Consider the following 25,465-nt stretch of genomic DNA (forward strand, 5'->3'; position numbering starts at 1 on the left):
CAAGCGGCGCAGCGCACATCCATGACGCAGAGCGTCACGAAAGGCATTCCCACGCTGGAGCGTGAGGAACGATAGGTGTCTGGGGGATCGCGAGCGTAACGTGCCCGGAAGAACACCATCGTACCCATGCTCCGCGCAGGTATGTATTGGCTTCTAGTGTGCTTCGATCCGCGCCAGCTCGGGCAGGTCTCCCGACAACCCCAGCGCCTCGCGCACGAACAGCGATTTGGCTTCGGGCATGCGGTTGACCATTTTCAGGCCGGTATTGCGCAACCAGCGCAAGGGCAGCGGGTCGGCCTGGAACAGGCGTTCGAAGCCTTCCATCGCGGCCATCAGCGCGAGGTTGTGCGGCATGCGGCGGCGCTCGTAACGGCCCAGCACACGCAGGTCAGACCAGCGCTCGCCACGCTTTGCAGCATGGGTCAGTACTTCGGCCAGCACTGCGGCGTCGAGGAAACCGAGGTTCACGCCCTGCCCGGCCAGCGGGTGAATGGTGTGTGCCGCATCGCCAATCAACGCCAATCCGCTGGCAACGTAACGCTTGGCGTGACGCTGACGCAGCGGCACGCACAGGCGGCTATCGGCAGACAGCACCTGGCCCAGTCGCCCTTCGAATGCCTGCTCCAGTTCGCGGCAGAACAGGTCATCCTCCAGCACCATCAGGCGCTCGGCTTCGGCAGGTGTGACTGACCAGACGATGGAGCACCAGTGCTCGCCCTCGCGTTCCAGCGGCAGAAAGGCCAGCGGCCCGTCATCGGTGAAACGCTGCCAGGCGGTTTTTCTGTGGGGATCGGCGGTACGCACACTGGTGACGATGGCGTGATGCAGGTAATCCCATTCACGCGTCGGCGTTTCGGTCAGGCGGCGCACAGCGGAATTCGCACCGTCGGCGGCCACCACCAGCGGTGCGCGCAGCTGACGACCATCGGCCAGGGTCAGCAGCCAGTCATCGCCGGAGTGACGCATCTGTTCAAGCCGCGCATTGGCCAGCAGACCGATGTCGCTGGCATGCAGGCGGTCGAGCAGCGCGTCCTGCACCACACGATTCTCGATGATGTGGCCCAGCACGTCGGCATGCACGCTGGAGGCCGAGAAGTGAATCTGCCCGGTGCCGCTGCCGTCCCAGACGTGCATATGCGCATACGGGCTGATGCGCCGGGCTGCGATGCCTTCCCACACGCCCAGCCGCTGGAGGATTCGCTGGCTGGCCGCCGACAGGGCGCTGACCCGTGGCTCGAAGCCCGACTGTTGATCAAATGGCTCGACGCTCAGCGGCCCACCGTCAACCACCAGCACATCAAGGCCGCTGCCCTGCAATGCCAAGGCAAGGGCACTGCCGACCATTCCGGCTCCGACAATCAGCACATCTGCGCGCGTTTCCATGGTCAAACCGTTCTCGCTTGCGGCCGAAGCCCTGTGTTTAAAGTGTGTGATTCACACATCGGATCGAGTCCCCAACCCCATGGCCTGGCGGGCAAACCAGCGCTTGGCGGCAGGCAGCAGGTCGAGGCCGAGCAACCCGACGTTACGCCCGGTGGCAACCGCCGACCGGGAGCTGCCGAACAGGCGTGTCACCTTGTCGGAGAAGCCCACGGTCAATTGCTGATCCTGACGCTGACGCTCACGGTAGAGCTGCAGAGTCGACAACTCACCGGGCGGCGCGGCGCTGTCCAGCAGCGTCCCGGCCAGTGCATCGGCGTCACGCAAGGACAGATTGAACCCCTGCCCGGCGACCGGATGCAGGCTGTGCGCCGCATTACCCAGAATCACCAGATGCGAACGCACCTGCTCTTCGGCCTCGATCAGCGCCAAGGGGTAGACATGCCGTGCACCGACCTGACGCAGCGTGCCCAGGCGATAGCCAAACACGCCCTGCAGCTCTTCCAGAAAACTGCGGTCGTCCAGATCGGCCAGGCGCTGGGTATCGTTGCCCGGACGCGTCCAGACCAGCGCACAGCGGTTTTCCGGCAATGGCAGCAGCGCCATCGGCCCGTCCTCGGTGAAACGTTCGAACGCCTGCCCGCAGTGAGCTTCGCTCGGCGTGATATTGGCAATCAGCGCATGCTGGTCGTAGGGCCGTTGCCGCACCCCGATACCCAGCTGCTCGCGCAGGCTGGAACGGCCGCCGTCGGCCAGCACCGCCAGGTCACAGTCCAGCTCGCTGTCGTCACTCAGGCTCAGGCGATAACCGTCGGCCAATGGCTGCATGTGTTTGACCTCGGCCGGCACACGCCAACTGACCACATCACGATCCAGCCCGGCCCACAGAGCCTGACCGAGCCAGGCGTTTTCGACTACGTAGCCGAGCGCCGGAACGCCCTCTTCAATCGCAGACAGGCGAGTGGCGCCGAAGCGACCACGGTCCGACACCTGGATTTGCAGGATCGGCTCGGCGCGTCGAGAAATCTGCTGCCAGAGGCCAAGCCGTTCATAGATGCGTCGCGAGCCGAACGACAGTGCCGAAGAACGCGCATCGTAGCTGGGCTGCCAGGCCTCACCCGGCGCGAAGGGTTCGATGAGCACGATTTTCCAGCCGCGCGCCTTGGCACCGGCCTGCAGCGACAACGCAAGGCTTGCACCGACCAGCCCGCCGCCGACGATGGCGATATTGAAGCGGCTCATGCGACCTGTTCCTGTGCAGCCGCCATCAGCGCCTCGATCTCGGCGACGGTCTTGGGCACGCCGCCGGACAGAATTTCACACCCCTGCCTGGTCACAACCACGTCATCCTCGATTCGCACACCAATACCTCGCCATTTCTTCGCGACTTCCAGGTTGTCGGGGGATATGTAAATCCCGGGTTCAACGGTCAGCGTCATGCCGACCTCCAGTACGCGCCACTCGCCGCCGACCTTGTATTCGCCTACGTCGTGCACATCCATGCCCAGCCAGTGCCCGGCACGGTGCATGTAAAACATTTTGTAGGCCTCGCTTTCGATCAGCTCGCCAACGTCGCCGCGCAGCAGGCCCAGTTCGACCAGCCCGGCGGTAATGACCTTGACCGTCGCCTCATGTGCCTGGTTCCAGTGCTTGTCGAGGCCGATGGCCTCGAAGGCCGCATGCTGGGCCTTGAGCACCAGCTCGTAAATGGCTTTCTGCTCGGGGGAAAACCTGCCGTTCACCGGAAAGGTACGGGTGATGTCGCTGGCATAGCAGTCGATTTCGCAGCCGGCGTCGATCAACACCAGATCACCGTCCCTGAGCACCGCGTCGTTCTGCTGATAATGCAGGATGCAACCGTTGCGCCCCGAGGCAACGATCGAGCCGTAGGCAGGCATCTTCGAACCGCCCTTGCGAAACTCGTAGTCCAGTTCGGCTTCCAGGCTGAACTCGTGCAGCCCGGCGCGGCAGGCCTGCATCGCACGCACGTGAGCCCGCGCCGAAATATCTGCCGCGCAACGCATGACTTTGATTTCCGCAGCGGACTTGTACAGGCGCATGTCGTGCAGCAGATGGTCCAGCGCCACGAACTCCTTGGGCGGCTCGGCACCGAGGTGCGCTTTGGAGCGAATCACGTTGATCCAGTCCATCAGGTGCCGGTCGAATTCGGGATTGCTGCCCATCGCCGAATACACCCGATCCCGGCCTTCGATCAGGCCGGGCAGGATTTCATCGATGTCATTGATGGGAAACGCATCGTCTGCACCGTACTCACGGATCGCGCCTTCCTGGCCTGCGCGCAGACCTTCCCACAGCTCGCGCTCGGGATTGCGCTCGCGGCAGAACAAGACGTACTCGCCGTATTCACGACCGGGGATCAGCACCACCACCGCTTCCGGCTCGGGAAAGCCGCTCAGGTACTGAAAGTCACTGTCCTGCCGGTAGACGTGCTCGACGTCACGATTGCGAATGGCAACCGCAGCGGCCGGCAGGATGGCAATGCTGTCCGGCTCCATCTGAGCCATCAGAGCCTTGCGGCGGCGGGCGTATTCGGACTTAGGGATCTGAATCATGGGCAGCAGCGTCCTGATGGAGTCCACCGGCTCGCGCTATGGCACGCGCAGGCCGGTGTCGCAGTGATCGGCTATCAGTGCAGTGAAGGCTTGGGTTGCGGCGCGGACGGCTCGTTGAATTCAGTGAACAGCAGCAGCGGCGCTACGCGCATGTACTCCATGACTTCCATGTAGTCGGTTTCGCCGTCTTCGGACTCTTCCAGCGCGTCCTGAACCTGCGCAATCGCCGCCAGATCCTCAAGAACGGCCTTGGCCTCTGTACCCAGCGGCTTGTCACCGATGTTCAGACCGAAGCCTGTCAAAAATCCCTGACACCATTGGCCCAGCGCAGCAGCGCGCTCGGTCAGTGGTTCGTCGTCGCCCGGCAGCAACAGCACAACGGTCATGTCGTCGCCGGTGAGCTCGCCCTTGACCATCTCTTGCAGACCGATGAGCGCCTGACGGATATTGTCTTGCGGCTCGGTTTCCAGCAGTTGCGACGCGTCGGCGAACCAGCCTTCGTTGTCGAAACCGGCAGCTGCGCAACTGCGCCCCAGCAACAGGCCATGCAGCTCGGCAGGAGATACCTGGTGACCGCCACTGTTGAGCAGAGTGGCGAACGCTTTGTACGGAGAATTCTGAATGGGCATGGGTAGCTAGTCGCCAAACGGCGCAATGTCTAGAATGAAGGCCTTGTATCCTAGACTATCCGCGCGACAAGATCACCCGGACGGTGGTTCGAGCTTGAGCACAAGCATCGCTCCCCCTGCCATTCATCAGAAAGTATTCAGTGGAAAACAATGGAAGACACCGACCTGCAAGCGCTGATGAAACGTGTGGAGCTGCTCCTGAAGTATGCCGAGCAACTTAAAGGCCAAAACGCACTCTTATTAGCTCAGGAAAAGACCTGGCGCGAGGAACGTGCCCAACTGATTGAAAAAAACGAAATCGCCCGGCAGAAGGTCGAGTCAATGATTTCGCGCCTTAAAGCCCTGGAGCAAGACTCATGAGCAATGGCAACAGCGTTACCGTTCAGATCCTGGACAAGGAATATTCGATCATCTGCCCTCAGGAAGAGCGCACCAACCTGGTCAGCGCCGCCCGCTACCTGGATGGCAAGATGCGTGAAATCCGCAGCAGCGGTAAAGTTATCGGCGCCGATCGCATCGCCGTGATGGCCGCTCTCAACATCACTCACGATCTGCTGCACAAGGAACATCTGCCTGACGTACAGACCAGCGGTTCAACCCGCGAACAGGTCCGCGATCTGCTCGACAAGGTCGATCTGGTGCTGGCGACAGACACGCCCGGCACACCGGATTCAACTCGGGGCTGATTATTGCGGGGCATTTCTGTATACTCGCGCTGCTCCCTGGAGTGCTTGCCAGTCGGTCATGTCCCTGAGCCGATACGCACAACCACGGGGGTTGCACGTTGGGGTTGGTGTGCATGTCCGCTCGACGGAAAGCCTTAAAACCTCCTGCAATCTCCACCTTGAACTTTCGGGTTCAAGGGCTAAACCGACAGCGGTTCGTCGGGGAGTCCATATTCGGTCAGTTGCCAGCCCACTTGTCTGGCAACGACGACCCCGCTCAAGCTTCAACCTCCTTTCCGGATCAGCCTGCATGACCTCCTGCTCATGATCAGCGCCCAGTCACTTACACGTCCGCAATTGCGCCGCCAGCTACGCAAGGCACGCAAAGCGTTGAGCCGCAGCCAGCAACGCGAAGCCGCACGGGATATTTACCGTCAACTGGCGCAGCACCCACTGTTTCGACGTGCCCGACATGTTTCGCTGTACCTGCCGATGGATGGCGAGATCGACCCGCGGCTGTTGCTGCGCGAAGCCCAGCGCCGCGGCAAGGCAACCTATCTGCCGGTGCTCAACGCATGGCCGTGCACCCGCATGGTTTTTCAGCGCGTGCGTCCCGGCGAGACATTCATCCCCAACCGTTTCCGCATCCCCGAGCCGCGCATTGACCGGGCAAAACAGCGCACTATATGGGCGCTCGACCTGATTCTGATGCCGTTGGTAGGTTTCGATGACGAAGGCGGTCGCCTGGGCATGGGCGGAGGTTTCTACGACCGCAGCCTGGCGTACCTGGCGCGCAGAAAGACCTGGCGCAAACCGGTGTTACTGGGGCTGGCTCACGAGTGTCAGAAAGTCGATCGACTGGCGCAGGCCAGTTGGGATGTACCGCTGCAAGGCACGGTATCGGATAAAGGCTGGTATGTGGCGCAGACACTCTGATCGTTCAGCCAACAGGGCTATCAACGATCAGAGTACAAGCAGGGCTCAATGCCTGCCGGGGACTTTTTGCTGCTGCTGAGTGATCTCGACTGGAGCGTCATCCTTGGTGGACCACAAGCTTTGTGCATAACCGGTTGTCACGACACCCAAGCCAAACAAAATAACCAGAATCCAGAGTAAATCAGGCTTGCGTTTCATTGACTGCCCTCCTTAGGCAAATCAATACGATGTCAGCATCGGTTTTTGTATAGGCCGTGCAGCAGCGTGGAACTTTAAAGGGCGGCATTTTGCGGTAACGTGAACCAGTACGCAAATAGTGGCGCGAACCGATTGTCGGTTTGTCATCAAGCCATTCGAAATACCGTGAACTTTTTGTCTGTGGAGTGAGCACAATGGCCTATTGGCTGATGAAGTCCGAGCCTGATGAATTCTCGATCAGCGACCTGCAACGACTGGGCAACGCTCGCTGGGACGGGGTGCGCAACTATCAGGCGCGTAATTTTCTGAGAGCCATGACCGAGGGCGACGAGTTCTTTTTCTACCACTCCAGTTGCCCGGAGCCGGGAATCGCCGGCATCGCTAAAATCGCCAGGTCAGCCTATCCGGACCCTACCGCACTGGACCCCGAGAGCCACTATCACGACGCCAAGGCCACGGAGGAAAAGAATCCGTGGAGTGCCATCGACGTCGAGTTCGTGGAGAACTTCAAGCGCGTGCTGGGGCTGGGCTATCTCAAGCAACAAAGCCAGCTGGAGCAACTGCCTCTGGTACAGAAAGGCAGCCGGCTCTCGGTGATGCCGGTCACCGCCGAGCAATGGGCGGCGATACTGGCACTGCGCTGACGGACGTTATTGAACGATGAAGTTATTGAACAGCAGGTCTTCGACAATCGGCTTGCCTTCTTCATCGTTCATAACGCGCTGAACCTGCTTGAGTGCCTCCTGACGAATGTTTTCCTTCGCTTCGGCGCTGCTCATGGAATCAACGGTCTGCTGAGTGAACAGCGAAACCAGTTGATTGCGGATCAGTGCATCATTGCGCTTCACGGCGGCCTCGGCGTCGGCACCGGTCACACGCAAGGAAATGTCAGCCTTGTAGACACGCAGCTTGGGGCCGCCATCGAGCGCGTAGTTACCCACGAACGGAGGCGTCAGCGAGACATAAGCCGCCTTGGGCGCACCACCTTCTTCCTTGGCTTCCTCTTGCGCCATGACAGGCAATGACAAGGCCAGCAACATCAGAATCCACACTTTCACAGTTCACTCCTTAATACGGTTTGCCACGTAGCTTACAGCTTATGTGTGCTTATCAGGCAGGGCCATGCTTGTTGACCCGGGAACCCGCTTAACTGACTTTATCGGCCATTACCGGAAAAGGAATAGCCCGATGAAAGCCCTGTTATGCAAAGCCTTCGGTCCTGCCAGCACACTGGTGCTCGAAGACGTCCCCGGCCCCGCGATCAAAAAGAACGAAATTCTGCTCGACGTGCACGCCGCCGGGGTCAACTTTCCCGACACCTTGATCATCGAGGGTAAATACCAGTTCAAACCCCCCTTCCCGTTCTCACCGGGTGGCGAGGCCGCAGGCGTGATAGCCGCCGCCGGGGAAAACGTCAGCCACCTGAAACCCGGAGACCGTGTCATGGCGCTCACCGGCTGGGGCAGCTTTGCCGAACAGGTCGCCGTTCCCCACTACAACGTACTGCCGATTCCGCAGGGCATGGACTTCACCACGGCGGCCGCATTCAGCATGACCTACGGCACCTCCATGCACGCGCTCAAACAACGCGCCAACCTGCAAGCGGGCGAAACCCTGCTGGTGCTCGGCGCATCCGGTGGCGTCGGCCTGGCCGCCGTGGAAATCGGCAAAGCCCTCGGCGCCCGCGTCATCGCCGCCGCCAGCAGCGCAGAAAAACTCGAAGTCGCCAGAAACGCAGGCGCGGACGAACTGATCAACTACAGCGAAACCAGCCTCAAGGACGAAATCAAACGTCTCACCAATGGCAACGGCGCCGACGTGATCTACGACCCGGTCGGCGGCGACCTCTTCGACCAGGCCATCCGCAGCATCGCCTGGAACGGGCGCCTACTGGTCGTCGGCTTCGCCAGCGGCCGCATTCCGGAACTGCCCGTCAACATGACCCTGCTCAAGGGCGCCTCGGTGGTCGGCGTGTTCTGGGGCTCGTTTGCTCAGAGACAACCGCAGGACAATGCGGCGAACTTCAAGCAGCTGTTTGCGTGGTTTGAAGAAGGGAAATTGAAGCCACTGGTGTCGACGATTTATCCGCTGGAAAGGGCTGGGGAGGCGATTGATTTGTTGGGGGGGCGCAGGGCTGTGGGGAAGGTGGTGGTTTTGGTTGGCAAAGCCTGAAACTCACGCAAATGCACGCGAGATTCCCTGACATGGGGATGCGATCCAAGCGAAGCTTCGCTTGCTCGCGAAGGCGTATTCACAGGGCAACAACCATTTTCGTTGCCATGCTCGCTCATGCTTCTCTGGAGACTCCGCGTCCAATCTTGAATGTGCATCATGGAGCGAATGGTGACGCGGAGCCTTACGAAAGGCATTCCCGCTGACGCGTGCGAGACGAGAGATATCCGTCGGCTGTACCGACGTCTTCGTGAGCAAGCTCACTCCCACAAGTACGCGGCGCTCACGCTGTCCGTGACTGAAGCTTTGTACGCACCGAGAAGAAATCCTCACACTGCTCGCATAGCCTTCTTTATTAGAAGGTAAACGCGAAAATATATAAACCACTAAGGCAGCATCTTCAAATAATCACAGTGACTTTAGTGCAGGCAGTAAATTTGCGAACTTACTAAACACTATAAATCAGGAAGTTGGCACATCACCCATACATAATTATGGCTTTTCAGAAAAAAGCCTTTGTTAGCCTATCGCCATACAAAAAAAAGGAAATTGTATGAGCGAAAATAACAGTAACGATGACCCTCCGGAAAAAAACATCCTGGTAGACCGTGGTATTCCGATGCGCCCGGATTCGGATTTATCAAAAAACTTTCATATCGGTGCGGAAAGCAACGGCAGCAATTCCGGTTGGAACATTGGAGTCGTTGGTAGCGGCAATGGACCCAGCACTACCGGCCTAGGCCCAGGCCGCGGTCGCCGAAGAGGTATCACTAATAAACAGCTGAGACGTCTATTAAGGCAACAAGAGGCAGAGGCGCATGCGTTGGCACAGCGGCAAGCAGCAGAACACGCGGCTCATCTCGCAAGACTAGAAGCTGAGGCGCATGCTCGGGCAATGGCGGAAGCCGCCGAGCGAGAGCGCGTTGAAGCGCAGGTGCGCGCACAGGCCGAAAAAGATCAGGCACATCGACAGGCTCTTGAAACGCTGACAGCGTCCTATCCCTCGTTACAATCTGGATTGGCACAAAACTACTTACTGGCTTCTGCATCGCTGCCGAATGATCTTCAAAAAGAACTAGCGTCAGGTCATGATCTAAATGCTGATCCCCCACGCGACGAGCAGGCTCTTGAGCTTATACTTCAGAAAAAAACCAGGGTTAACTATTTACTTGCAATCAAACAACCGTTACTGGACGAGCGTCGCACTCAGGCTCTGAGTCTCACCGGTCAAGAGCTTGACCATGCTACACAAAAAGACCACCTGAACTACCTGGTGTACTACAGCCAGGGTGATCCGCCACGTGTGCAGCAGGCCCATGAAGCGTGGGTAAACGCTTTATCTCAAACCTACGAAGCAAAGCTTCTTGCCGAGTCGGTCACGCTGCTCAATGAACAATCAGCAGCGCTTTCCATGCGCCATGCTGAACTGTCGCTGGCCAATAAACCGGCGAGTCAGGAAGCACGACAGGCCGCTGGCATCGACAAGTTGTGGTCAGTTATTGCCCCCGCGTCAACCACCACCGCAGCACCAGGCATCAGAACCGTTGCGACCAACATCGCGAAGGATCAACTCATCAGGATTGCGACCAGAACATTGGGCAGCAATCTGGTTACGTTGCTGGCGATGTATCCACAACCGTTGGGCGACGCAGAACTGCCGCCCGCCGTTATCGCCACACCTCTGTCGCAGCTCAACCTGCCGCCGCATATCGATCTGCACTACCTTGCCAGCGTCAAGGGCACGCTGGATGTCCCTCATCGACTGACATCCGATGAAGCTGGCACAAGCGGCGCTGCACGCTGAGTAGCTACGGACGGTGTGAAAGTTGGTACCAAGGTTCGCGTAAGAACTTTCACCTATAACGCACAGAACAATTCCTACGAGTTTATCCGTGACGGGGAATCGACACCGGCACTGATATGGACGCCAATAGCACGACCGGCGGACAGCTCGACAAGCTCACCCGCAGGACCACCCGCTTTGCCGGTAAATCCAGGCAACGTGGTAACACCTTTTGTACCCGAGCTTGAAGCTTACCCGGCGATTGATCGAGATGATCCTGATGATTACATTCTCATATCGCCGATTGATTCAGGGCTGCCGAATAGCTACCTGCTGTTCAAGGACCCGAGGTCGATTCCGGGGGTTGCGAGTGGGTATGGTGAGCCGGTGACGGCTAGCTGGCTGAGGGGACCGACGGCAAGTCAGCCGACACCCATTCCTTCGAGCATCGCGGAAAAGCTGAGAGGACGACCATTCGCAAGTTTTGACAAGCTGAGGGAAGCGATCTGGCTAGAAGTATCCAAAGACCCGGAGTTGAGCCGACATCTTGGGGAATTAAGCCGTATTGAGGTATCAGATAAACGTGCACCTCTTGTCAGGGCAGCAGATAGGGTAGGTAAACGTGTGAAATATGAAATCCATCACAAACACTGGATTAGCGAAGGCGGAGCAGTTTACGACTTGGACAATTTGGTAATCATGACGCCGAAAGACCATATTCAAGCTCACAGGAAAAACCAATGAAACTCAAATCTCAATTGAGCGACTATACCGAAGCTGAGTTCATGGAAATCCTGAACGAACTTTTTAACGGCGTAAGCGCAACCAAAGAAAATGCTGAAGAATACGTCATTAGCCTTATCGATCACGTTGCAGAAGTGACTGAACATCCAGAAAAATCAGATTTATTGTGTTATCCACCCGAAGGCCGGGAGGATAGCGCCGCGGGGGTTATGAAAGAAATCAAAGAATGGCGAGCTAAAAATAGTAAGCCTGGATTCAAAAGTTAAGTACTTCACAAACTAACAGTTCAAACACTATAAAAAGGAAATCATCCATGGAAGAACTACATCATCACCTACGGCATTTACCTGGTTTTCTGCAAGCCGAGATTGCGGCTTACGTCGGCGACTGGAGCGGGATGAATTATATCGAAATAACCGACAAACACATACATGCCGTCAACCATCTGATAAATAGTAAACGAGCGCCCCTGCAGCCGATCAATATCGAGTATGCCCATACACTTTGGGGTGACCAACGCTCAACCAAAGAAGATATGGAAATGAGCGCACACCTACGAACTCTTCCTAGTGACGGTCGTATGGATTTAATTGCCGAAGCCAGATTCTTCATGGAAAGTATCCTGTTCCTAGAGAATTTCAAACGCAGCATCGAAGACTTACTTACTCGGCTATTGGAACTTGGTCGCCAACACGCAGAGCGCATGGCCCAAGAAGCCGCACAACGCCAAGCCGAAGAAGAAGCGCGCGCGCGAGCCGAGGCGGAAGAGGCGGCTCGCCGACTCGCGGAAGAGCAGGCTGCGCAGCAGCGGGCCATAGAGTCAGCGTTCCAGCTTGCACAGCGTCAGGTCGAAGAAGCCGAGCACGCATTGGCCCTACGCAACGCCGAGGAAGCTCGCGCTAAAGAGGCCGAATCCAACCGAGCGATAGAGATGACGTTCGGGCCTGAGGCGTCGCGAGAAATCGATAATGCGATCAAGGTGCTGAGGGGCACTATCGAAATCGCGATCACCGACTTCTCGAATACGATCAGCGCTCACGGGGCGTTCGATATGAGTCAGCTTGAAGCGATTCAAAATATGAGCGCGACTCACTAACCGCTCACCAACAGTGCGGGGACCAAGGCAATAATGCTTTGGTCCCCGCATTTCGCTAACGCGCCCTCCCTTACAACGCCTTCCTCACATTCTCCGGCAAATAATCAACATACCTGCGCATCGGATTTTTTTGGCATTGAGGACAATACCCGGCGTCGCTTCCAGCAGCTCAAGAACCAGGGCCTGACGCTCGTCCAGAGTGAGAAACTGCTCTACGACCGGACTGCTCGACAGGTACAGTTCTGTGCGCATCAGCGCATCCGGCTTGACGTCCTTGCGCCATTTGCGTCCCTCGAACATTTCCGTATTCAGCTGCCAGCACAACACCTGCTTCAGCTCGACATTGGCTGTCAGCGGCGGGTTGACATGTGGCCGCCCTGTGAAATTGAACGTGACCGTAACTGCTTCGCCCTCGGGGTGAGAGGCCGGCGGCTGCCAAGGTTCGAAGACCCACTGTTCGACAGCACTTCGGGTCAGGCTGATGAGCCTCGGATCGGGCGCCCCCAGCACTTCCAGGAAGCGCACGCCTCCATCGGCCTGAATGAAAACCCTGATGCTGACACTGCGTTTTACGGAGGAACGAAGCATTGATGTCGGATAGCCCGGCTCAGGCATATGCAACGGCACCGGATACGACGGCAACGCCTGTGCTCCCCCCGCCCAAAGCAACCCTGTAATCATCATGCAACCCAGCACGCGGCTCATTCGCCGCCCTCCGCTTGCTCGGCCAACCCGACCATCAACGCCTTGATCGGCGCTGGCAGATAGTCGCCATACAGACGATCGGGATTGCTTCGGCAATTGCTGACCATCATCGGTATCGCGGCGCCCAGTTGCTCAAGCAAGACCTGGCGTTGCGGCTCGCTACGCAGGTGGGCAACATGGCTGCCGAACAGTGCCTGCCCGGTGTGCCAGAACACGTCGACCTTGCTCAGCGGTTCCTTGGGATAGTCCTGGCGGGCGGATTTCACTTCGTCGTTCAGGTAGCCGCAGCGGATGTTGCCCAGGCCCACGGTCACTTCGGTATTGAAGCGCCGATAGCCGTGGGAACCAAAAATGACGGGCACGGTGATCGTGGTCATGGGCGGTGCGCCGACTGTTCCGACCCAGGGTTTATAGCGCCATTGGCGGAGTGCCTGCTCCACTGCTGCGGCGAGCTGCGGATGCCCGCTCTCGATCGCCCTAGCTTCACGAACCTGCCCGTCGGATTTGATCCACAGCTGGGCGCGGACCTTGCCTGCGTAGCGGGTCTTGACCAGCTCAGGCGGAAAAACCGGTGTCGGCGTGTATATCGGCACCAGAAATGGCTCTGCAGCGCCTGCGTGAGGGGCCAGTGATGCGGCAATCATGAACGCGGTCATTCTCATTGTTGTAGGGGCTCATCGTCGTGGTGCACCTCCAGGGCGCAGTGATGACGATGGTAAGAACCTGCCGACATATCAGTCAGCACACGACTTCCGATACGCCTGTAGGACCCATCCCAAATACTTGAAACACCTTTAAACATTTGCGCAATGTTCGTAAAAGAACAGCCGATCGCCTGCATTTCCTACAAGGAATCAGCCCGAAGGCACTGCTTTTTTCTGTAATGAAAATGTAATATTCGCATTCGCAAAAACAACAACAATCAGGAGCTTCTCCATGTTTGGGTTTTTCCGCCCTGCCAGGCATCAGGCACCCCTTCCCGAAGAAAAGGTCGACAGTACCTATCGCCGTCTGCGCTGGCAGATCTTCGCAGGCATCTTTATCGGTTACGCGGGTTACTACCTGCTGCGCAAGAATTTCTCGCTGGCGATGCCGTATCTGATCGACGAAGGCTATACGCGTGGCCAGCTGGGCGTGGCGATGTCTGCCATTGCGATTGCCTACGGCTTGTCGAAATTCCTCATGGGCATCGTTTCGGATCGCTCCAACCCGCGTTACTTCCTGCCGTTCGGCCTGCTGGTCTCTGCGGGGATCATGTTCATCTTCGGCTTCGCGCCGTGGGCGACGTCCAGTGTCACGATCATGTTCGTGCTGCTGTTCATCAATGGCTGGGCACAGGGCATGGGCTGGCCGCCGAGCGGGCGGACGATGGTCCACTGGTGGTCGCAGAAAGAGCGCGGCGGTGTGGTGTCGGTGTGGAACGTGGCGCACAACGTCGGCGGCGGTTTGATCGGCCCACTGTTCCTGCTCGGCATGGGCTGGACCAACGACTGGCATGCGGCGTTTTACGTGCCGGCGGCGGTTGCATTGCTGGTCGCGGTGTTCGCCTTCGCGACCATGCGTGACACACCGCAATCGGTCGGCCTGCCGCCTATCGAGCACTACAAGAACGATTATCCGGAAGGCTACGATGCCAGCCACGAAGAAGAATTCAGCGCCAGGGAAATCTTCATCAAGTACGTGCTGCGCAACAAATTCCTGTGGTACATCGCCATGGCCAACGTGTTCGTTTACCTGCTGCGCTACGGCGTGCTGGACTGGGCACCGACCTATCTGAAAGAAGCCAAGCACTTCACGGTCGACAAGACCTCATGGGCCTATTTCCTCTACGAGTGGGCGGGCATTCCGGGCACGCTGCTGTGCGGCTGGATGTCGGACAAGATCTTCAAGGGCAATCGCGGCCTGACCGGCATGGTGTTCATGCTTCTGGTGACCATCGCCACGCTGGTGTACTGGCTGAACCCTGAAGGCAATCCGACCGTCGACATGATCGCCCTGGTGTCCATCGGCTTCCTGATCTACGGCCCGGTGATGCTGATCGGCCTGCAGGCGCTGGAACTGGCGCCGAAGAAGGCAGCAGGCACGGCGGCAGGTTTTACCGGGCTGTTCGGCTATCTGGGCGGGTCGGTCGCGGCCAGCGCGGCAATGGGCTACACGGTTGACCACTTCGGCTGGGATGGCGGCTTCGTGCTGTTGATCGGCGCGTGCATTCTGGCGATGGTGTTCCTTGCGCCGACGCTGCGGCACAAGCAGGTCGCCAGCACGTCCCGCGACATCAAAGGCTGATCAGGCAGTCTCTGACTTGCAGCGCTTGAGCCGCGCCTCCAGATTCAGGTCTGGCATGGCGTGGCTACGCAGGGCCTTGGCGGTCTGCTCCACGTACTCGCGGGTGGTTCCATAGCGTCCTCTGGCGCTGGCGAGCACCTGGCTCAGCACGCTGTCCGGCAGGTTGCCTGCGTAGCTGGGCAGATGCCGCTCGAGCACGAAGCCCAGCGCTTGCACCTTCCGGCCATCTTCAAGGCGGCAATTGAGCCAGTGCGGGCGATACGAGGGGTACGGCATCTCGCGCTCCCACAAGGCCAGCAGCGACTTTTCCAGGCACTCATCCGGCAGACGATAGGCAAAGCCGGTGCATGAACCGCCACGATCCAGACCAAATACCAGCCCCGGGACTTCCGGCGTGCCACGGTGTTCGTGCGACCAGAGGTAAAGCCCGCGGTGGTAACCGTGCACTCGGGCGCGCTGGCTCTCCACGGCGGTGCACTCGGGACGCCAGATCAGTGAGCCGTAAGCGAACAGCCAGACCGGGCCGCCCTTGTGACGACGCATGGTGGCGTTCATGGATGCGAGCAACTGCTCGCGGGTAAGCTGTGGGCCCATATCGATAACGGGCGGGTACGTCAGGCCAAGGCCGTCATGCACTGCAACGGCCAACTCGTTGATTGGGTTCTCCATTTGCCTCCCTGACAGTCTGACTGTCAGTTTTTACCGAGCCCCGCCGACTCGCTCGTGGTTGAGCGGCATCAGGGTGTCGTGGTTCGGTTGTTGCCACAGGCCAAGGGCCTGCCGTTACTAAAGTTTGCCTGGCGACGAACAGGCGTCGCCATCGGTTGTAATCAGTTAAAGCAATTTACACTCCACTCATGCAGCCGTCAGTCCGGCATTACGGACGCGGTGCGTAGGCGAATACGTCTGCGCGCATCTGATGGGCATCCATTCCGGCGTCGACCAGAGCGTCCAGCGTTCCGTAGATCATCGCTGGAGAGCCGCTGGCGTAGACGTGGACGGCCGACAGGTCCTTGATGTCCTCGCAAACCGCCTCGTGCAGCAGACCGCAACGCCCCTCCCAGCCGCACAGGTCGCTGACAACCTTGTGCAGGAACAGGTTCGGCAGTTTCGCCCACTCATCCCAATGGCTGACCTGGTAGAAATCTTCGGGACGACGCACGCCCCAGTACAGGTGCACGGGATGACTGAAGCCTGTGGAGCGACAGTGTTCCAACAAACTGTTCATTTGCGCCATGCCCGTACCGGCCGCGATCAGCACCAGCGGCCCGTCCGGCAGCTCTGCAAGGTGGGTGTCGCCAAAGGGCAGCTTGACCCGTGCCATGCGGTTGCGTTGCAGCTGCTCGATCAGACTGCGCGCACTGTCTTCACGAGCCAGCACGTGCAGCTCCAGGTCGCGACCGCTGTGCGGCGCCGATGCGATGGAAAACGCCGACTTCTCGCCGTTCTCGCGCTCGATCATCAGGTACTGCCCGGCGTGATAACGCGGTGGCTTGCCGGCCGGCGCGCGCAGGCCGACCCGCCAGACATCACCACACACCTCGACACATTCGCTCAACTGGCAGGCAAAGCTGCGCACCGGCAGTTCACCCTTGGCCAGCACGCCATCCCACAGCACCACACACTCAGTCAGCGGCTCGGCCACACAGGTGTGAATTTCGCCGTGATCGAGCGTCTGCCCCGACTGCATCACACGGCCCTCGACCAGCAGAGCCGAGCAGACATGGCAGTTGCCATTGCGACAACTCTGCGGGCACTCGTAACCCAGACGCTGTGCAGCATCGAGTATCCGCTCGCCCGGCAGGGTTTCCAGCACCGCACCTGATGGCTGCAAGGTTACGCGCATCAATCTATTCCCAACTGAGTCCAGATTTCATCCACCCGGCGTGTGGTGGCTTCGTCCTTGACGATCGCCCTGCCCCACTCGCGACTGGTCTCACCTGGCCATTTGTTCGTGGCATCCAACCCCGTTTTCGATCCCAGGCCGGACACCGGCGAGGCGAAATCGAGGTAATCGATGGGCGTGTTGTCGATCATGACCGTGTCGCGCTTGGGGTCCATGCGCGTGGTGATGGCCCAGATCACGTCATTCCAGTCCCGTGCATTGATATCGTCGTCGGTGACGATCACGAACTTGGTGTACATGAACTGGCGCAAGAACGACCAGACGCCCAGCATCACGCGCTTGGCATGGCCGGGATACTGCTTCTTGATGGTCACCACCGCCATGCGGTACGAGCAACCCTCGGGCGGCAGGTAGAAATCGACGATTTCCGGGAACTGCTTTTGCAGAATCGGCACGAACACTTCGTTCAGCGCGACACCCAGAATCGCCGGCTCATCAGGCGGACGACCGGTGTAGGTGCTGTGGTAAATCGGCTTGATGCGGTGCGTGATGCGCTCGACGGTCAGCACCGGAAAGCTGTCGACTTCATTGTAATAGCCGGTGTGATCGCCGTAAGGCCCCTCGTCGGCCATCTCGCCCGGATGAATCACCCCTTCGAGAACGATCTCGGCGCTGGCCGGGACTTGCAGATTGCTGCCACGGCACTTGATCAGCTCGGTACGCGAGCCACGCAGTAGCCCGGCAAAGGCATATTCGGACAGGCTGTCCGGTACCGGCGTCACCGCACCAAGAATGGTCGCCGGGTCCGCGCCCAGTGCGACGGCGACCGGATAAGGCTCGCCAGGATGCTTGACGCACCAGTCGCGGAAGTCCAGCGCACCACCGCGATGGCTGAGCCAGCGCATGATGATCTTGTTGCGACCGATGACCTGCTGGCGATAGATGCCGAGGTTCTGGCGCTCCTTGTTCGGGCCTTTGGTGACCGTCAGGCCCCAGGTGATCAGCGGCGCGACATCGCCCGGCCAGCAGGTCTGCACGGGCAGCATGCCGAGGTCGACGTCATCGCCTTCGATGACGACCTCCTGGCACGGTGCATCCTTGACGACCTTTGGTGCCATGGCGATGACCTTGCGGAAGATCGGCAGCTTGGACCAGGCGTCCTTCAAACCCTTGGGTGGCTCAGGCTCTTTGAGAAACGCCAGCAGCTTGCCGATTTCACGCAGCTCACTGACCGCTTCGGCGCCCATGCCCATGGCTACGCGCTCTGGCGTGCCGAACAGGTTGCCCAGCACCGGGATATCAAAACCAACCGGTTTTTCGAACAGCAGGGCCGGGCCCTTGGCACGCAAGGTACGGTCACAGATTTCAGTCATTTCCAGCACAGGCGAGATCGGCATCTGGATGCGTTTCAACTCTCCGCGCTGCTCAAGCTGCTGCACGAAATCCCTAAGATCTTTGAATTTCATTAACCCGGCCATTTATCCAATAGACGCACATCGTACCTGCTCCAGCCCTTCAAGGCAGCTAATCGGCGGCATGCAGGCAAAAAAAATGGTGCCCCGAAGGGCACCATTTTTTGTTTCAGCCTGCCCGTTACTTGCGTTTCATGGACAGGAAGAACTCGTCGTTGGTCTTGGTCTGCTTGAGCTTGTCGATCAGGAACTCGATAGCCGCGACTTCGTCCATCGGGTGCAGCAGCTTGCGCAGAATCCACATGCGCTGCAGCTCGTCATCAGCGGTCAACAGCTCTTCACGGCGTGTGCCGGAGCGGTTGATGTTGATGGCCGGGAACACGCGCTTCTCTGCGATCTTGCGATCCAGAGGCAGCTCCATGTTGCCAGTACCCTTGAACTCTTCGTAGATTACTTCATCCATCTTCGAACCGGTTTCAACCAGTGCGGTGGCGATGATGGTCAACGAGCCGCCTTCTTCGATGTTACGCGCAGCACCGAAGAAACGCTTTGGCTTCTCGAGTGCATGAGCGTCGACACCACCGGTCAATACCTTGCCGGAGCTCGGGATGACGGTGTTGTAGGCACGAGCCAGACGGGTGATGGAGTCGAGCAGGATAACGACGTCTTTCTTGTGCTCGACCAGGCGCTTGGCCTTCTCGATCACCATTTCGGCAACCTGTACGTGACGGGTTGGCGGTTCGTCGAATGTCGAGGCAACCACTTCGCCGCGCACGGTGCGCTGCATCTCGGTCACTTCTTCCGGGCGCTCGTCGATCAGCAGAACGATCAGATGCACTTCCGGGTTGTTACGCGTGATGTTCGACGCGATGTTCTGCAGCATGATGGTCTTGCCCGCCTTCGGCGGAGCAACGATCAGACCACGCTGGCCTTTACCGATCGGTGCGCACAGATCGATCACACGACCGGTCAGGTCTTCGGTGGAGCCGTTACCGGCTTCCATCTTCATGCGGATCGTCGGGAACAACGGCGTCAGGTTTTCGAACAGAATCTTGTTCTTGGCGTTTTCCGGACGGTCGTAGTTGATCGTGTCGACCTTGAGCAGAGCGAAATAACGCTCGCCTTCCTTGGGTGGACGGATCTTGCCAACGATGGTGTCGCCGGTACGCAGGTTGAAGCGGCGGATCTGGCTGGGGGAGACATAGATGTCATCCGGGCCGGCCAGGTAGGAAGCGTCTGCAGAGCGCAGGAAACCGAAGCCGTCCTGGAGAATCTCCAGCACGCCATCACCGGATATTTCCTCGCCACTTTTGGCGTGCCGTTTGAGCAGGGAGAAAATGACGTCCTGCTTGCGCGAACGGGCCATATTCTCAATGCCAGCCTGTTCGGCCATTTCGAGCAATTCGGTAATCGGCTTTTGCTTGAGTTCAGTCAGGTTCATATGGGGAATGACGTAATCATGTATGGAGGGGGAAATTAAGCTTTTGGCTTAATGAGGCCGCGCCGCAGAGAAGGCGACAGGATCGCGTACTAAATCGAAAGGAGAGCGTCGGCGACGGCTAGCAGGGGGCAACGGAGAAGCCGTTGCGGGGCCGAATGTACCACCTGATTTTCCAGGCGTCTAGTACGACACCCGAAAAAACCCCGCGATTTGCGGGGCTTTGAAACGCCTCAGATGTTGGCGTCGAGGAACGCAGCCAGCTGCGACTTCGACAGGGCGCCGACTTTGGTCGCTTCAACATTGCCGTTCTTGAACAGCATCAGCGTAGGGATACCGCGAACACCATGCTTGGCAGGAGTGTCCTGGTTTTCATCGATGTTCAACTTGGCAACAGTCAGCTTGCCTTCGTAGGTGCTGGCGATTTCGTCCAGAACCGGGGCAATCATTTTGCAAGGGCCACACCATTCAGCCCAATAGTCAACAAGCACAGGACCCTGAGCCTTGAGTACTTCGGCTTCAAAGGTGGCGTCGGTGACGTGTTTGATAAGGTCGCTACTCATGGAAGTCTCCGAGGTCATAGGCTAAAAACGACGCTCATCATAGCGGGCCTCAGGTGATTCAGGAAGCGAAGGTTCATTGAGTCTGACTATGATGAGCCATGACTGCAGTTATGGCCGGCGTTCAGTTGGCGGGCGAAACGAACACGATACCGGTGCGCAGTGCCGCGCCACGAATATGGTCCTGCATGGCCTTTTGCGCAGGCCCTGACGCATGTCGGGCCAGCGCGCGAAGGATCTTGCGGTGCTCCTGCCAGGTTTCCATGACCCTGGCCGCCCGGATGAACGGCATCTTTTGGCTTTCCAGAAAGATGTCGGCCCCGGCAGTCACGATCCCGAGCATCGCCTGATTGCCGCTGGCGACCAGAATGTGCCGATGAAACTCGAAGTCGAGCCGCGCCGCAGCCTCGAAGTCACCGGCACGCAGCTCCAGGCGCATGGCTTCGACGTTGTCCTCCAACACATCCCGCTCGTCGGCGGTCAGGGTCACCGCTGCCATTCCCGCAGCAAAACCTTCCAGTGCATAGCGCAACTGAAAGGTGTCGGCCGGGGAAACTTGAGCTTCATAAGGCCAGGAAAAACCACCTGTGCGCTGTTCTGGTTCAGAAATCGACTGCACGAAGACGCCTTTGCCGGGCTGGACACTGACCACTCCGAGTGCGCTGAGCGATGACAAGGCTTCACGCAAGGATGCCCGACTGACCCCCAGCAAAACCGCCAGATCGCGTTGCGACGGCAGGCTCTCGCCGGGCTTGTACCCTTGCTCGGCGATCAATTTGCGAATGGCCCGGAGGGCTGATTCGGGTACTGCGAGTGAAGTGTGCGGCATCACTGTTCAGGCCAGTCAGTCCAGTAAAAATCCCTTTTATCTCCATCTCGAACATTCGGCAAGCGACGCCCAGCACTGGGGCAGCAAGGCTTTAAAGCGCGCCAAAGCAGGGCGAGGCCTCCTCCAGCTGGTCAGACCAGTAAGACCATAAATGCGCTGCAAACCTTGATTCATGGCAGGTAATGACCGAATGGCATGCGCTGTGCACTGGAGACAGGCCAACACCTTTCGTTTCGCCCGGAGACTTCATATGACCAAGCGTTACAGCGCCCTGCTTACTGCACTGTTTGCCAGTCTGATGCTGAGCCAGACACCCGCCCACGCCAACGGCCTGGACGACGTTGTAGCGCGCGGCACCCTCAAGGTGGCCGTTCCGCAGGACTTCCCGCCATTCGGCTCGGTCGGCCCCGACATGAAACCGCGCGGCCTGGACATCGACACCGCACAACTGCTGGCCGACAAGCTGAAGGTCAAGCTGGAACTGACCCCGGTCAACAGCACCAACCGCATTCCGTTCCTGACCACCGGCAAGGTCGACCTGGTGATCTCCAGCCTGGGCAAGAACCCGGACCGCGAAAAAGTCATCGACTTCTCACGCGCCTACGCACCGTTCTACCTGGCGGTATTCGGTCCACCTGATTCGCCGGTCAAGGACATCGCTGACCTGAAAGGCAAGACCATCAGCGTCACCCGTGGTGCTATCGAAGACATCGAGCTGTCGAAAGTGGCTCCGGAAGGCGCGGTCATCAAGCGCTTCGAAGACAACAACTCCACCATCGCAGCCTATCTGGCCGGTCAGACCGACCTGATTGCCAGCGGCAACGTGGTGATGGTCGCGATCAGCGAGCGCAATCCCAAGCGCATCCCGGCACTGAAAGTGAAACTCAAGGACTCGCCCGTGTATGTCGGCGTGAACAAGGGTCAGCCGGAACTGTTGGGCAAGGTCGATGAGATTCTGAATGCCGCCAAGGCTGACGGCTCGCTGGAAAATGCTTCCCAGAAATGGCTGAAGCAACCGCTGCCTGCCGATCTCTGATCACTGCTTTCCGGTAACAGGATTCACCAATGGCTTATCACTTCGACTTTACACCGGTCCTGCAGAGCATCGATCTGCTGTTGCGCGGGGCTTTGTTCACGCTGGAACTGACGGCCATTGGCACCCTGCTGGGCGTCAGTCTCGGTATTGTCGGTGCCGTCGTGAGGGCCTGGAAGATTCAGCCTTTTGCGACGATCTTTGCCATCTATGTCGAGCTGATCCGCAACACACCGTTTCTGGTCCAGCTGTTCTTCATTTTCTTCGGTCTGCCGTCGCTGGGCGTGCAGATCACGGAATGGCAGGCAGCGGTGCTGGCGATGGTCATCAACCTGGGTGCCTACTCGACCGAAATCGTGCGGGCGGGTATCCAGGCGATTCCCAAGGGTCAGCTTGAAGCGTCGGCTGCGCTGGCAATGAACCGTTACGAAGCCTTTCGCCACGTGGTGCTGGTTCCGGCGCTGGGCAAGGTCTGGCCGGCACTGAGCAGCCAGATCATCATCGTCATGCTGGGCTCGTCGGTCTGCTCGCAGATTGCCACTGAAGAACTGAGCTTCTTTGCCAACTTCATTCAGTCACGCAACTTCCGCTCGTTCGAAACCTACATTGTGACCACGCTGATCTACCTGGCCATGGCGCTGCTGATCCGGCAACTGCTGGCCTGGATCGGGCGTCGCTACATCTCGAGGAACAGCTGATGGATTTCACCCTCTGGGACATCGTGCGCAATCTGCTGATCGGCCTGCAATGGACCGTGGCCTTGTCGCTGGTGGCCTTCATCGGCGGCGGGCTGATCGGCTTGCTGATCATGGGCATGCGCACCTCGGAGAAATCCGGCCCGCGCGTGACTGCGAAACTCTATATAGAACTGTTTCAGGGCACGCCGCTGTTGATGCAGTTGTTTCTGGTGTTCTTCGGTGTCGCCCTGATGGGCATGAACATTTCGCCCTGGGCTGCGGCGGCACTGGCCTTGACGCTGTTTACCAGCGCCTACCTTGCGGAAATCTGGCGTGGCTGCGTCGAATCGATTTCCAAGGGCCAGTGGGAAGCATCCGCGAGCCTGGCGCTGACTCCATTCGAGCAGATGCGTTACGTGATTCTGCCGCAGGCGTTGCGCATCGCGGTCGCGCCGACGGTCGGCTTTTCCGTGCAGGTGGTCAAAGGCACTGCAGTGACGTCGATCATCGGTTTCACCGAACTGACCAAGACCGGCAGCATGCTGGCCAACGCTACGTTCGAACCTTTCATGGTCTATGGCTTCGTTGCTCTGGGCTACTTCATCCTGTGCTACCCCTTGTCGCTGTGCGCGCGCCATCTGGAAAGGAGACTGCATGCCTCTGCTTAGAATTTCCGCCCTGCATAAATACTATGGCGATCATCACGTACTCAAAGGCATCGATCTGTCGGTCGAAGAAGGCCAGGTCGTGGCGATCATCGGTCGCAGCGGCTCGGGCAAAAGCACCCTGTTGCGCACGCTCAACGGTCTGGAGTCGATCAACGATGGTGTGATCGAGGTCGATGGCGAATACCTGGACGCCGCGCGCGCCGACCTGCGCACGCTGCGCCAGAAGGTCGGCATGGTGTTCCAGCAGTTCAACCTGTTCCCGCACCTGAGCGTGGGTGAGAACGTCATGCTTGCGCCGCAGGTCGTGCAGAAAGTACCGAAGGCCGAGGCCGCCAAACTGGCGAGGAAGATGCTCGAACGCGTCGGGCTGGGCGAGAAGTTCGACGCCTTCCCGGATCGCCTGTCCGGTGGTCAACAGCAACGCGTAGCGATTGCCCGCGCGCTGGCGATGTCGCCCAAGGTATTGCTGTGCGACGAAATCACCTCGGCACTGGACCCGGAGCTGGTCAACGAAGTGCTCAGCGTGGTGCGCCAGTTGGCAGCCGATGGCATGACCCTGATCATGGTCACCCACGAAATGCGCTTCGCGCGTGAAGTGGGTGACAAGCTGGTGTTCATGCACCAGGGCAAGGTGCACGAAGTGGGCGATCCGAAAGAACTCTTCGCCAACCCGAAAACCCCGGAACTGGCGAACTTCATCGGCACAGTGGAGCACGCCTGAGGCTGAACGCAGAGCGTCCGGAACAGCATGCGCACACGGAGCATCGATAGTGGTCTTGCGCGCACCTATCGTTCCTCACGCTCCGCGTGGGAATGCATTTCGTGACGCTCCGCGTCACAGCTACATGCTGTATCGGGCTGGACAGAAATCTTGGTGGGAGTGAGCTTGCTCACGAAGACTTTGGTCCAAACGCCATATTTTCAGGGGCTGCACCGGCCTCTTCGCGAGCAAGCTCGCTCCCACGAAGACTTGTGTGTAACGATGAGCGCGGAGCATGTTGCGGGCACTCATCGTTCCTCACGCTCCGCGTGGGAATGCATTTCGTGACGCTCCGCGTCACAGCTACATGCTGTATCGGGCTGGACAGAAATCTTGGTGGGAGTGAGCTTGCTCACGAAGACTTTGGTCCAAACGCCATATTTTCAGGGGCTGTACCGGCCTCTTCGCGAGCAAGCTCGCTCCCACGAAAACTTGTGTGTAACGCTGAGCGCGGAGCATGTTGCGGGCACTCATCGTTCCTCACGCTCCGCGTGGGAATGCAGTTCGTGACGCTCTGCGTCACAGCTACATGCTGTATCGGGCTGGACAGAAATCTTGGTGGGAGTGAGCTTGCTCACGAAGACTTTGGTCCAAACGCCATATTTTCAGGGGCTGCACCGGCCTCTTCGCGAGCAAGCTCGCTCCCACGAAGACTTGTGTGTAACGCTGAGCGCGGAGCATGTTGCGGGCACTCATCGCTCCTCACGCTCCGCGTGGGAATGCATTTCGTGACGCTCCGCGTCACAGCTACATGCTGTATCGGGCTGGACAGAAATCTTCGTGGGAGTGAGCTTGCTCACGAAGGCGTTGGTCCAAACACCATATCTCCGGGGGCTGCACCGGCCTCTTCGCGAGCAAGCTCGCTCCCACGAAGACTTGTGTGTAACGATGAGCGCGGAGCATGTTGCGGGCACTCATCGTTCCTCACGCTCCGCGTGGGAATGCATTTCGTGACGCTCCGCGTCACAGCTACATGCTGTAGCGGGCTGGACAGAAATCTTGGTGGGAGTGAGCTTGCTCACGAAGACTTTGGTCCAAACGCCATATTTTCAGGGGCTGCACCGGCCTCTTCGCG

Annotated in this window: 25 protein-coding genes, 1 other RNA gene and 2 pseudogenes; 14 read left to right on the top strand and 14 right to left on the bottom strand. The window is 58.8% G+C overall.

Annotated elements, in window-relative coordinates:
- Positions 1-153: 153 nt before the first annotated feature.
- From PCPL58_RS26800 to PCPL58_RS26815, 4 genes are all read right to left on the bottom strand, one after another.
- Positions 154-1,383, bottom strand: coding sequence for a 2-octaprenyl-3-methyl-6-methoxy-1,4-benzoquinol hydroxylase (locus PCPL58_RS26800; RefSeq protein ID WP_003432291.1), 1,230 nt, complete (start codon positions 1,381-1,383; stop codon positions 154-156).
- Positions 1,384-1,434: 51 nt separating this feature from the next.
- On the bottom strand, positions 1,435-2,622 hold the full coding sequence (gene ubiH / locus PCPL58_RS26805; RefSeq protein ID WP_065350853.1) for a 2-octaprenyl-6-methoxyphenyl hydroxylase: 1,188 nt from the start codon (positions 2,620-2,622) through the stop codon (positions 1,435-1,437).
- A complete protein-coding gene (gene pepP, locus PCPL58_RS26810; protein ID WP_065350854.1) occupies positions 2,619-3,953 on the bottom strand; it encodes a Xaa-Pro aminopeptidase in 1,335 nt (444 codons plus the stop codon). The genes ubiH and pepP overlap by 4 nt, the downstream gene beginning before the upstream one ends.
- A 74-nt stretch (positions 3,954-4,027) precedes the next feature.
- Complete coding sequence (locus PCPL58_RS26815) at positions 4,028-4,582, bottom strand: YecA/YgfB family protein (RefSeq protein WP_003432285.1); 555 nt, start codon at positions 4,580-4,582, stop codon at positions 4,028-4,030.
- Between the two features lie 150 nt (positions 4,583-4,732).
- Between PCPL58_RS26815 and PCPL58_RS26820 the strand changes: the two genes are divergently transcribed.
- From PCPL58_RS26820 to PCPL58_RS26835, 4 genes are all read left to right on the top strand, one after another.
- Positions 4,733-4,942: a TIGR02449 family protein gene (locus PCPL58_RS26820; protein ID WP_002551573.1), complete on the top strand. Its 210-nt coding sequence runs from the start codon at positions 4,733-4,735 to the stop codon at positions 4,940-4,942.
- On the top strand, positions 4,939-5,268 hold the full coding sequence (locus PCPL58_RS26825) for a cell division protein ZapA (protein WP_003317331.1): 330 nt from the start codon (positions 4,939-4,941) through the stop codon (positions 5,266-5,268). Before PCPL58_RS26820 ends, PCPL58_RS26825 begins: the two co-directional genes overlap by 4 nt.
- A 30-nt stretch (positions 5,269-5,298) precedes the next feature.
- Positions 5,299-5,477, top strand: a non-coding RNA gene (gene ssrS, locus PCPL58_RS26830) — 6S RNA.
- 94 nt (positions 5,478-5,571) lie between these two features.
- Positions 5,572-6,183, top strand: coding sequence for a 5-formyltetrahydrofolate cyclo-ligase (locus PCPL58_RS26835; RefSeq protein ID WP_065350855.1), 612 nt, complete (start codon positions 5,572-5,574; stop codon positions 6,181-6,183).
- Positions 6,184-6,228: 45 nt separating this feature from the next.
- On the opposite strand, the gene PCPL58_RS31620 is transcribed toward PCPL58_RS26835, so the two are convergent.
- On the bottom strand, positions 6,229-6,381 hold the full coding sequence (locus PCPL58_RS31620; RefSeq protein ID WP_003317333.1) for a hypothetical protein: 153 nt from the start codon (positions 6,379-6,381) through the stop codon (positions 6,229-6,231).
- A 194-nt stretch (positions 6,382-6,575) separates the two neighbouring features.
- Between PCPL58_RS31620 and PCPL58_RS26845 the strand changes: the two genes are divergently transcribed.
- On the top strand, positions 6,576-7,025 hold the full coding sequence (locus PCPL58_RS26845; protein ID WP_046718820.1) for an EVE domain-containing protein: 450 nt from the start codon (positions 6,576-6,578) through the stop codon (positions 7,023-7,025).
- 6 nt (positions 7,026-7,031) lie between these two features.
- On the opposite strand, the gene PCPL58_RS26850 is transcribed toward PCPL58_RS26845, so the two are convergent.
- On the bottom strand, positions 7,032-7,439 hold the full coding sequence (locus PCPL58_RS26850) for a flagellar basal body-associated protein FliL (protein ID WP_065350856.1): 408 nt from the start codon (positions 7,437-7,439) through the stop codon (positions 7,032-7,034).
- A gap of 130 nt (positions 7,440-7,569) precedes the next feature.
- On the opposite strand from PCPL58_RS26850, the gene PCPL58_RS26855 reads away from it, so the two are divergent.
- The 4 genes and pseudogenes from PCPL58_RS26855 (at position 7,570) to PCPL58_RS26870 (ending at position 12,176) form a co-directional block, all read left to right on the top strand.
- Entirely contained in the window at positions 7,570-8,553 is a 984-nt protein-coding gene (locus PCPL58_RS26855; RefSeq protein WP_065350857.1) for an NADPH:quinone oxidoreductase family protein, read from the top strand.
- A gap of 895 nt (positions 8,554-9,448) precedes the next feature.
- Positions 9,449-11,080 (top strand): annotated as a pseudogene (locus PCPL58_RS26860) (S-type pyocin domain-containing protein).
- Positions 11,077-11,346 carry a bacteriocin immunity protein gene (locus PCPL58_RS26865; RefSeq protein WP_003350197.1) on the top strand — a complete coding sequence of 90 codons (270 nt, stop codon included), beginning with the start codon at positions 11,077-11,079 and terminating at the stop codon, positions 11,344-11,346. Before PCPL58_RS26860 ends, PCPL58_RS26865 begins: the two are co-directional and overlap by 4 nt.
- Positions 11,347-11,393: 47 nt before the next feature.
- Positions 11,394-12,176: a hypothetical protein gene (locus tag PCPL58_RS26870; protein ID WP_065350858.1), complete on the top strand. Its 783-nt coding sequence runs from the start codon at positions 11,394-11,396 to the stop codon at positions 12,174-12,176.
- A gap of 70 nt (positions 12,177-12,246) precedes the next feature.
- Here PCPL58_RS26870 and PCPL58_RS26875 read toward each other — a convergent pair.
- A pseudogene (locus PCPL58_RS26875) lies at positions 12,247-12,881 on the bottom strand (energy transducer TonB).
- Positions 12,878-13,543 (bottom strand): energy transducer TonB, encoded by a 666-nt coding sequence (locus tag PCPL58_RS26880; RefSeq protein ID WP_414860605.1) that lies wholly within the window; start codon positions 13,541-13,543, stop codon positions 12,878-12,880. The pseudogene PCPL58_RS26875 and the gene PCPL58_RS26880 overlap by 4 nt, the downstream one beginning before the upstream one ends.
- Before the next feature lie 274 nt (positions 13,544-13,817).
- On the opposite strand from PCPL58_RS26880, the gene glpT reads away from it, so the two are divergent.
- A complete protein-coding gene (glpT, locus tag PCPL58_RS26885; protein WP_054081231.1) occupies positions 13,818-15,167 on the top strand; it encodes a glycerol-3-phosphate transporter in 1,350 nt (449 codons plus the stop codon).
- Here the strand turns inward: glpT and PCPL58_RS26890 are convergent, their stop codons facing one another.
- The 6 genes from PCPL58_RS26890 to PCPL58_RS26915 all read right to left on the bottom strand — a co-directional run bounded on the left by PCPL58_RS26890 (position 15,168) and on the right by PCPL58_RS26915 (position 21,252).
- The gene (locus tag PCPL58_RS26890; protein ID WP_003365840.1) at positions 15,168-15,836 is read right to left on the bottom strand and encodes a gamma-glutamylcyclotransferase; all 669 of its coding nucleotides are present in this window, start codon (positions 15,834-15,836) and stop codon (positions 15,168-15,170) included.
- A gap of 208 nt (positions 15,837-16,044) precedes the next feature.
- On the bottom strand, positions 16,045-17,013 hold the full coding sequence (locus PCPL58_RS26895; RefSeq protein ID WP_065350860.1) for a CDP-6-deoxy-delta-3,4-glucoseen reductase: 969 nt from the start codon (positions 17,011-17,013) through the stop codon (positions 16,045-16,047).
- A complete protein-coding gene (ubiD, locus tag PCPL58_RS26900; RefSeq protein ID WP_065350861.1) occupies positions 17,013-18,479 on the bottom strand; it encodes a 4-hydroxy-3-polyprenylbenzoate decarboxylase in 1,467 nt (488 codons plus the stop codon). Before ubiD ends, PCPL58_RS26895 begins: the two co-directional genes overlap by 1 nt.
- A 127-nt stretch (positions 18,480-18,606) precedes the next feature.
- Positions 18,607-19,866, bottom strand: coding sequence for a transcription termination factor Rho (gene rho / locus PCPL58_RS26905; RefSeq protein WP_002551560.1), 1,260 nt, complete (start codon positions 19,864-19,866; stop codon positions 18,607-18,609).
- 230 nt (positions 19,867-20,096) lie between these two features.
- Entirely contained in the window at positions 20,097-20,426 is a 330-nt protein-coding gene (trxA, locus tag PCPL58_RS26910) for a thioredoxin TrxA (protein ID WP_003365837.1), read from the bottom strand.
- Positions 20,427-20,547: 121 nt separating this feature from the next.
- The gene (locus PCPL58_RS26915; protein ID WP_003365835.1) at positions 20,548-21,252 is read right to left on the bottom strand and encodes a FadR/GntR family transcriptional regulator; all 705 of its coding nucleotides are present in this window, start codon (positions 21,250-21,252) and stop codon (positions 20,548-20,550) included.
- Between the two features lie 250 nt (positions 21,253-21,502).
- Between PCPL58_RS26915 and PCPL58_RS26920 the strand changes: the two genes are divergently transcribed.
- The 4 genes from PCPL58_RS26920 to PCPL58_RS26935 are packed head-to-tail and all read left to right on the top strand — an operon-like array spanning position 21,503 to position 24,351.
- Positions 21,503-22,288, top strand: a complete 786-nt coding sequence (locus PCPL58_RS26920; RefSeq protein WP_003432256.1) for a transporter substrate-binding domain-containing protein — start codon at positions 21,503-21,505, stop codon at positions 22,286-22,288.
- Positions 22,289-22,317: 29 nt separating this feature from the next.
- Positions 22,318-22,983 carry an amino acid ABC transporter permease gene (locus tag PCPL58_RS26925; RefSeq protein ID WP_003365831.1) on the top strand — a complete coding sequence of 222 codons (666 nt, stop codon included), beginning with the start codon at positions 22,318-22,320 and terminating at the stop codon, positions 22,981-22,983.
- A complete protein-coding gene (locus PCPL58_RS26930; RefSeq protein WP_032609283.1) occupies positions 22,980-23,630 on the top strand; it encodes an amino acid ABC transporter permease in 651 nt (216 codons plus the stop codon). The genes PCPL58_RS26925 and PCPL58_RS26930 overlap by 4 nt, the downstream gene beginning before the upstream one ends.
- Entirely contained in the window at positions 23,617-24,351 is a 735-nt protein-coding gene (locus tag PCPL58_RS26935; RefSeq protein ID WP_003432251.1) for an amino acid ABC transporter ATP-binding protein, read from the top strand. Before PCPL58_RS26930 ends, PCPL58_RS26935 begins: the two co-directional genes overlap by 14 nt.
- The last annotated feature ends 1,114 nt before the right edge of the window (positions 24,352-25,465 follow it).

Origin of the sequence: Pseudomonas cerasi, from assembly GCF_900074915.1 — a bacterium.
In the GTDB taxonomy this organism is placed as follows: Bacteria; Pseudomonadota; Gammaproteobacteria; order Pseudomonadales; family Pseudomonadaceae; genus Aquipseudomonas; species Aquipseudomonas cerasi.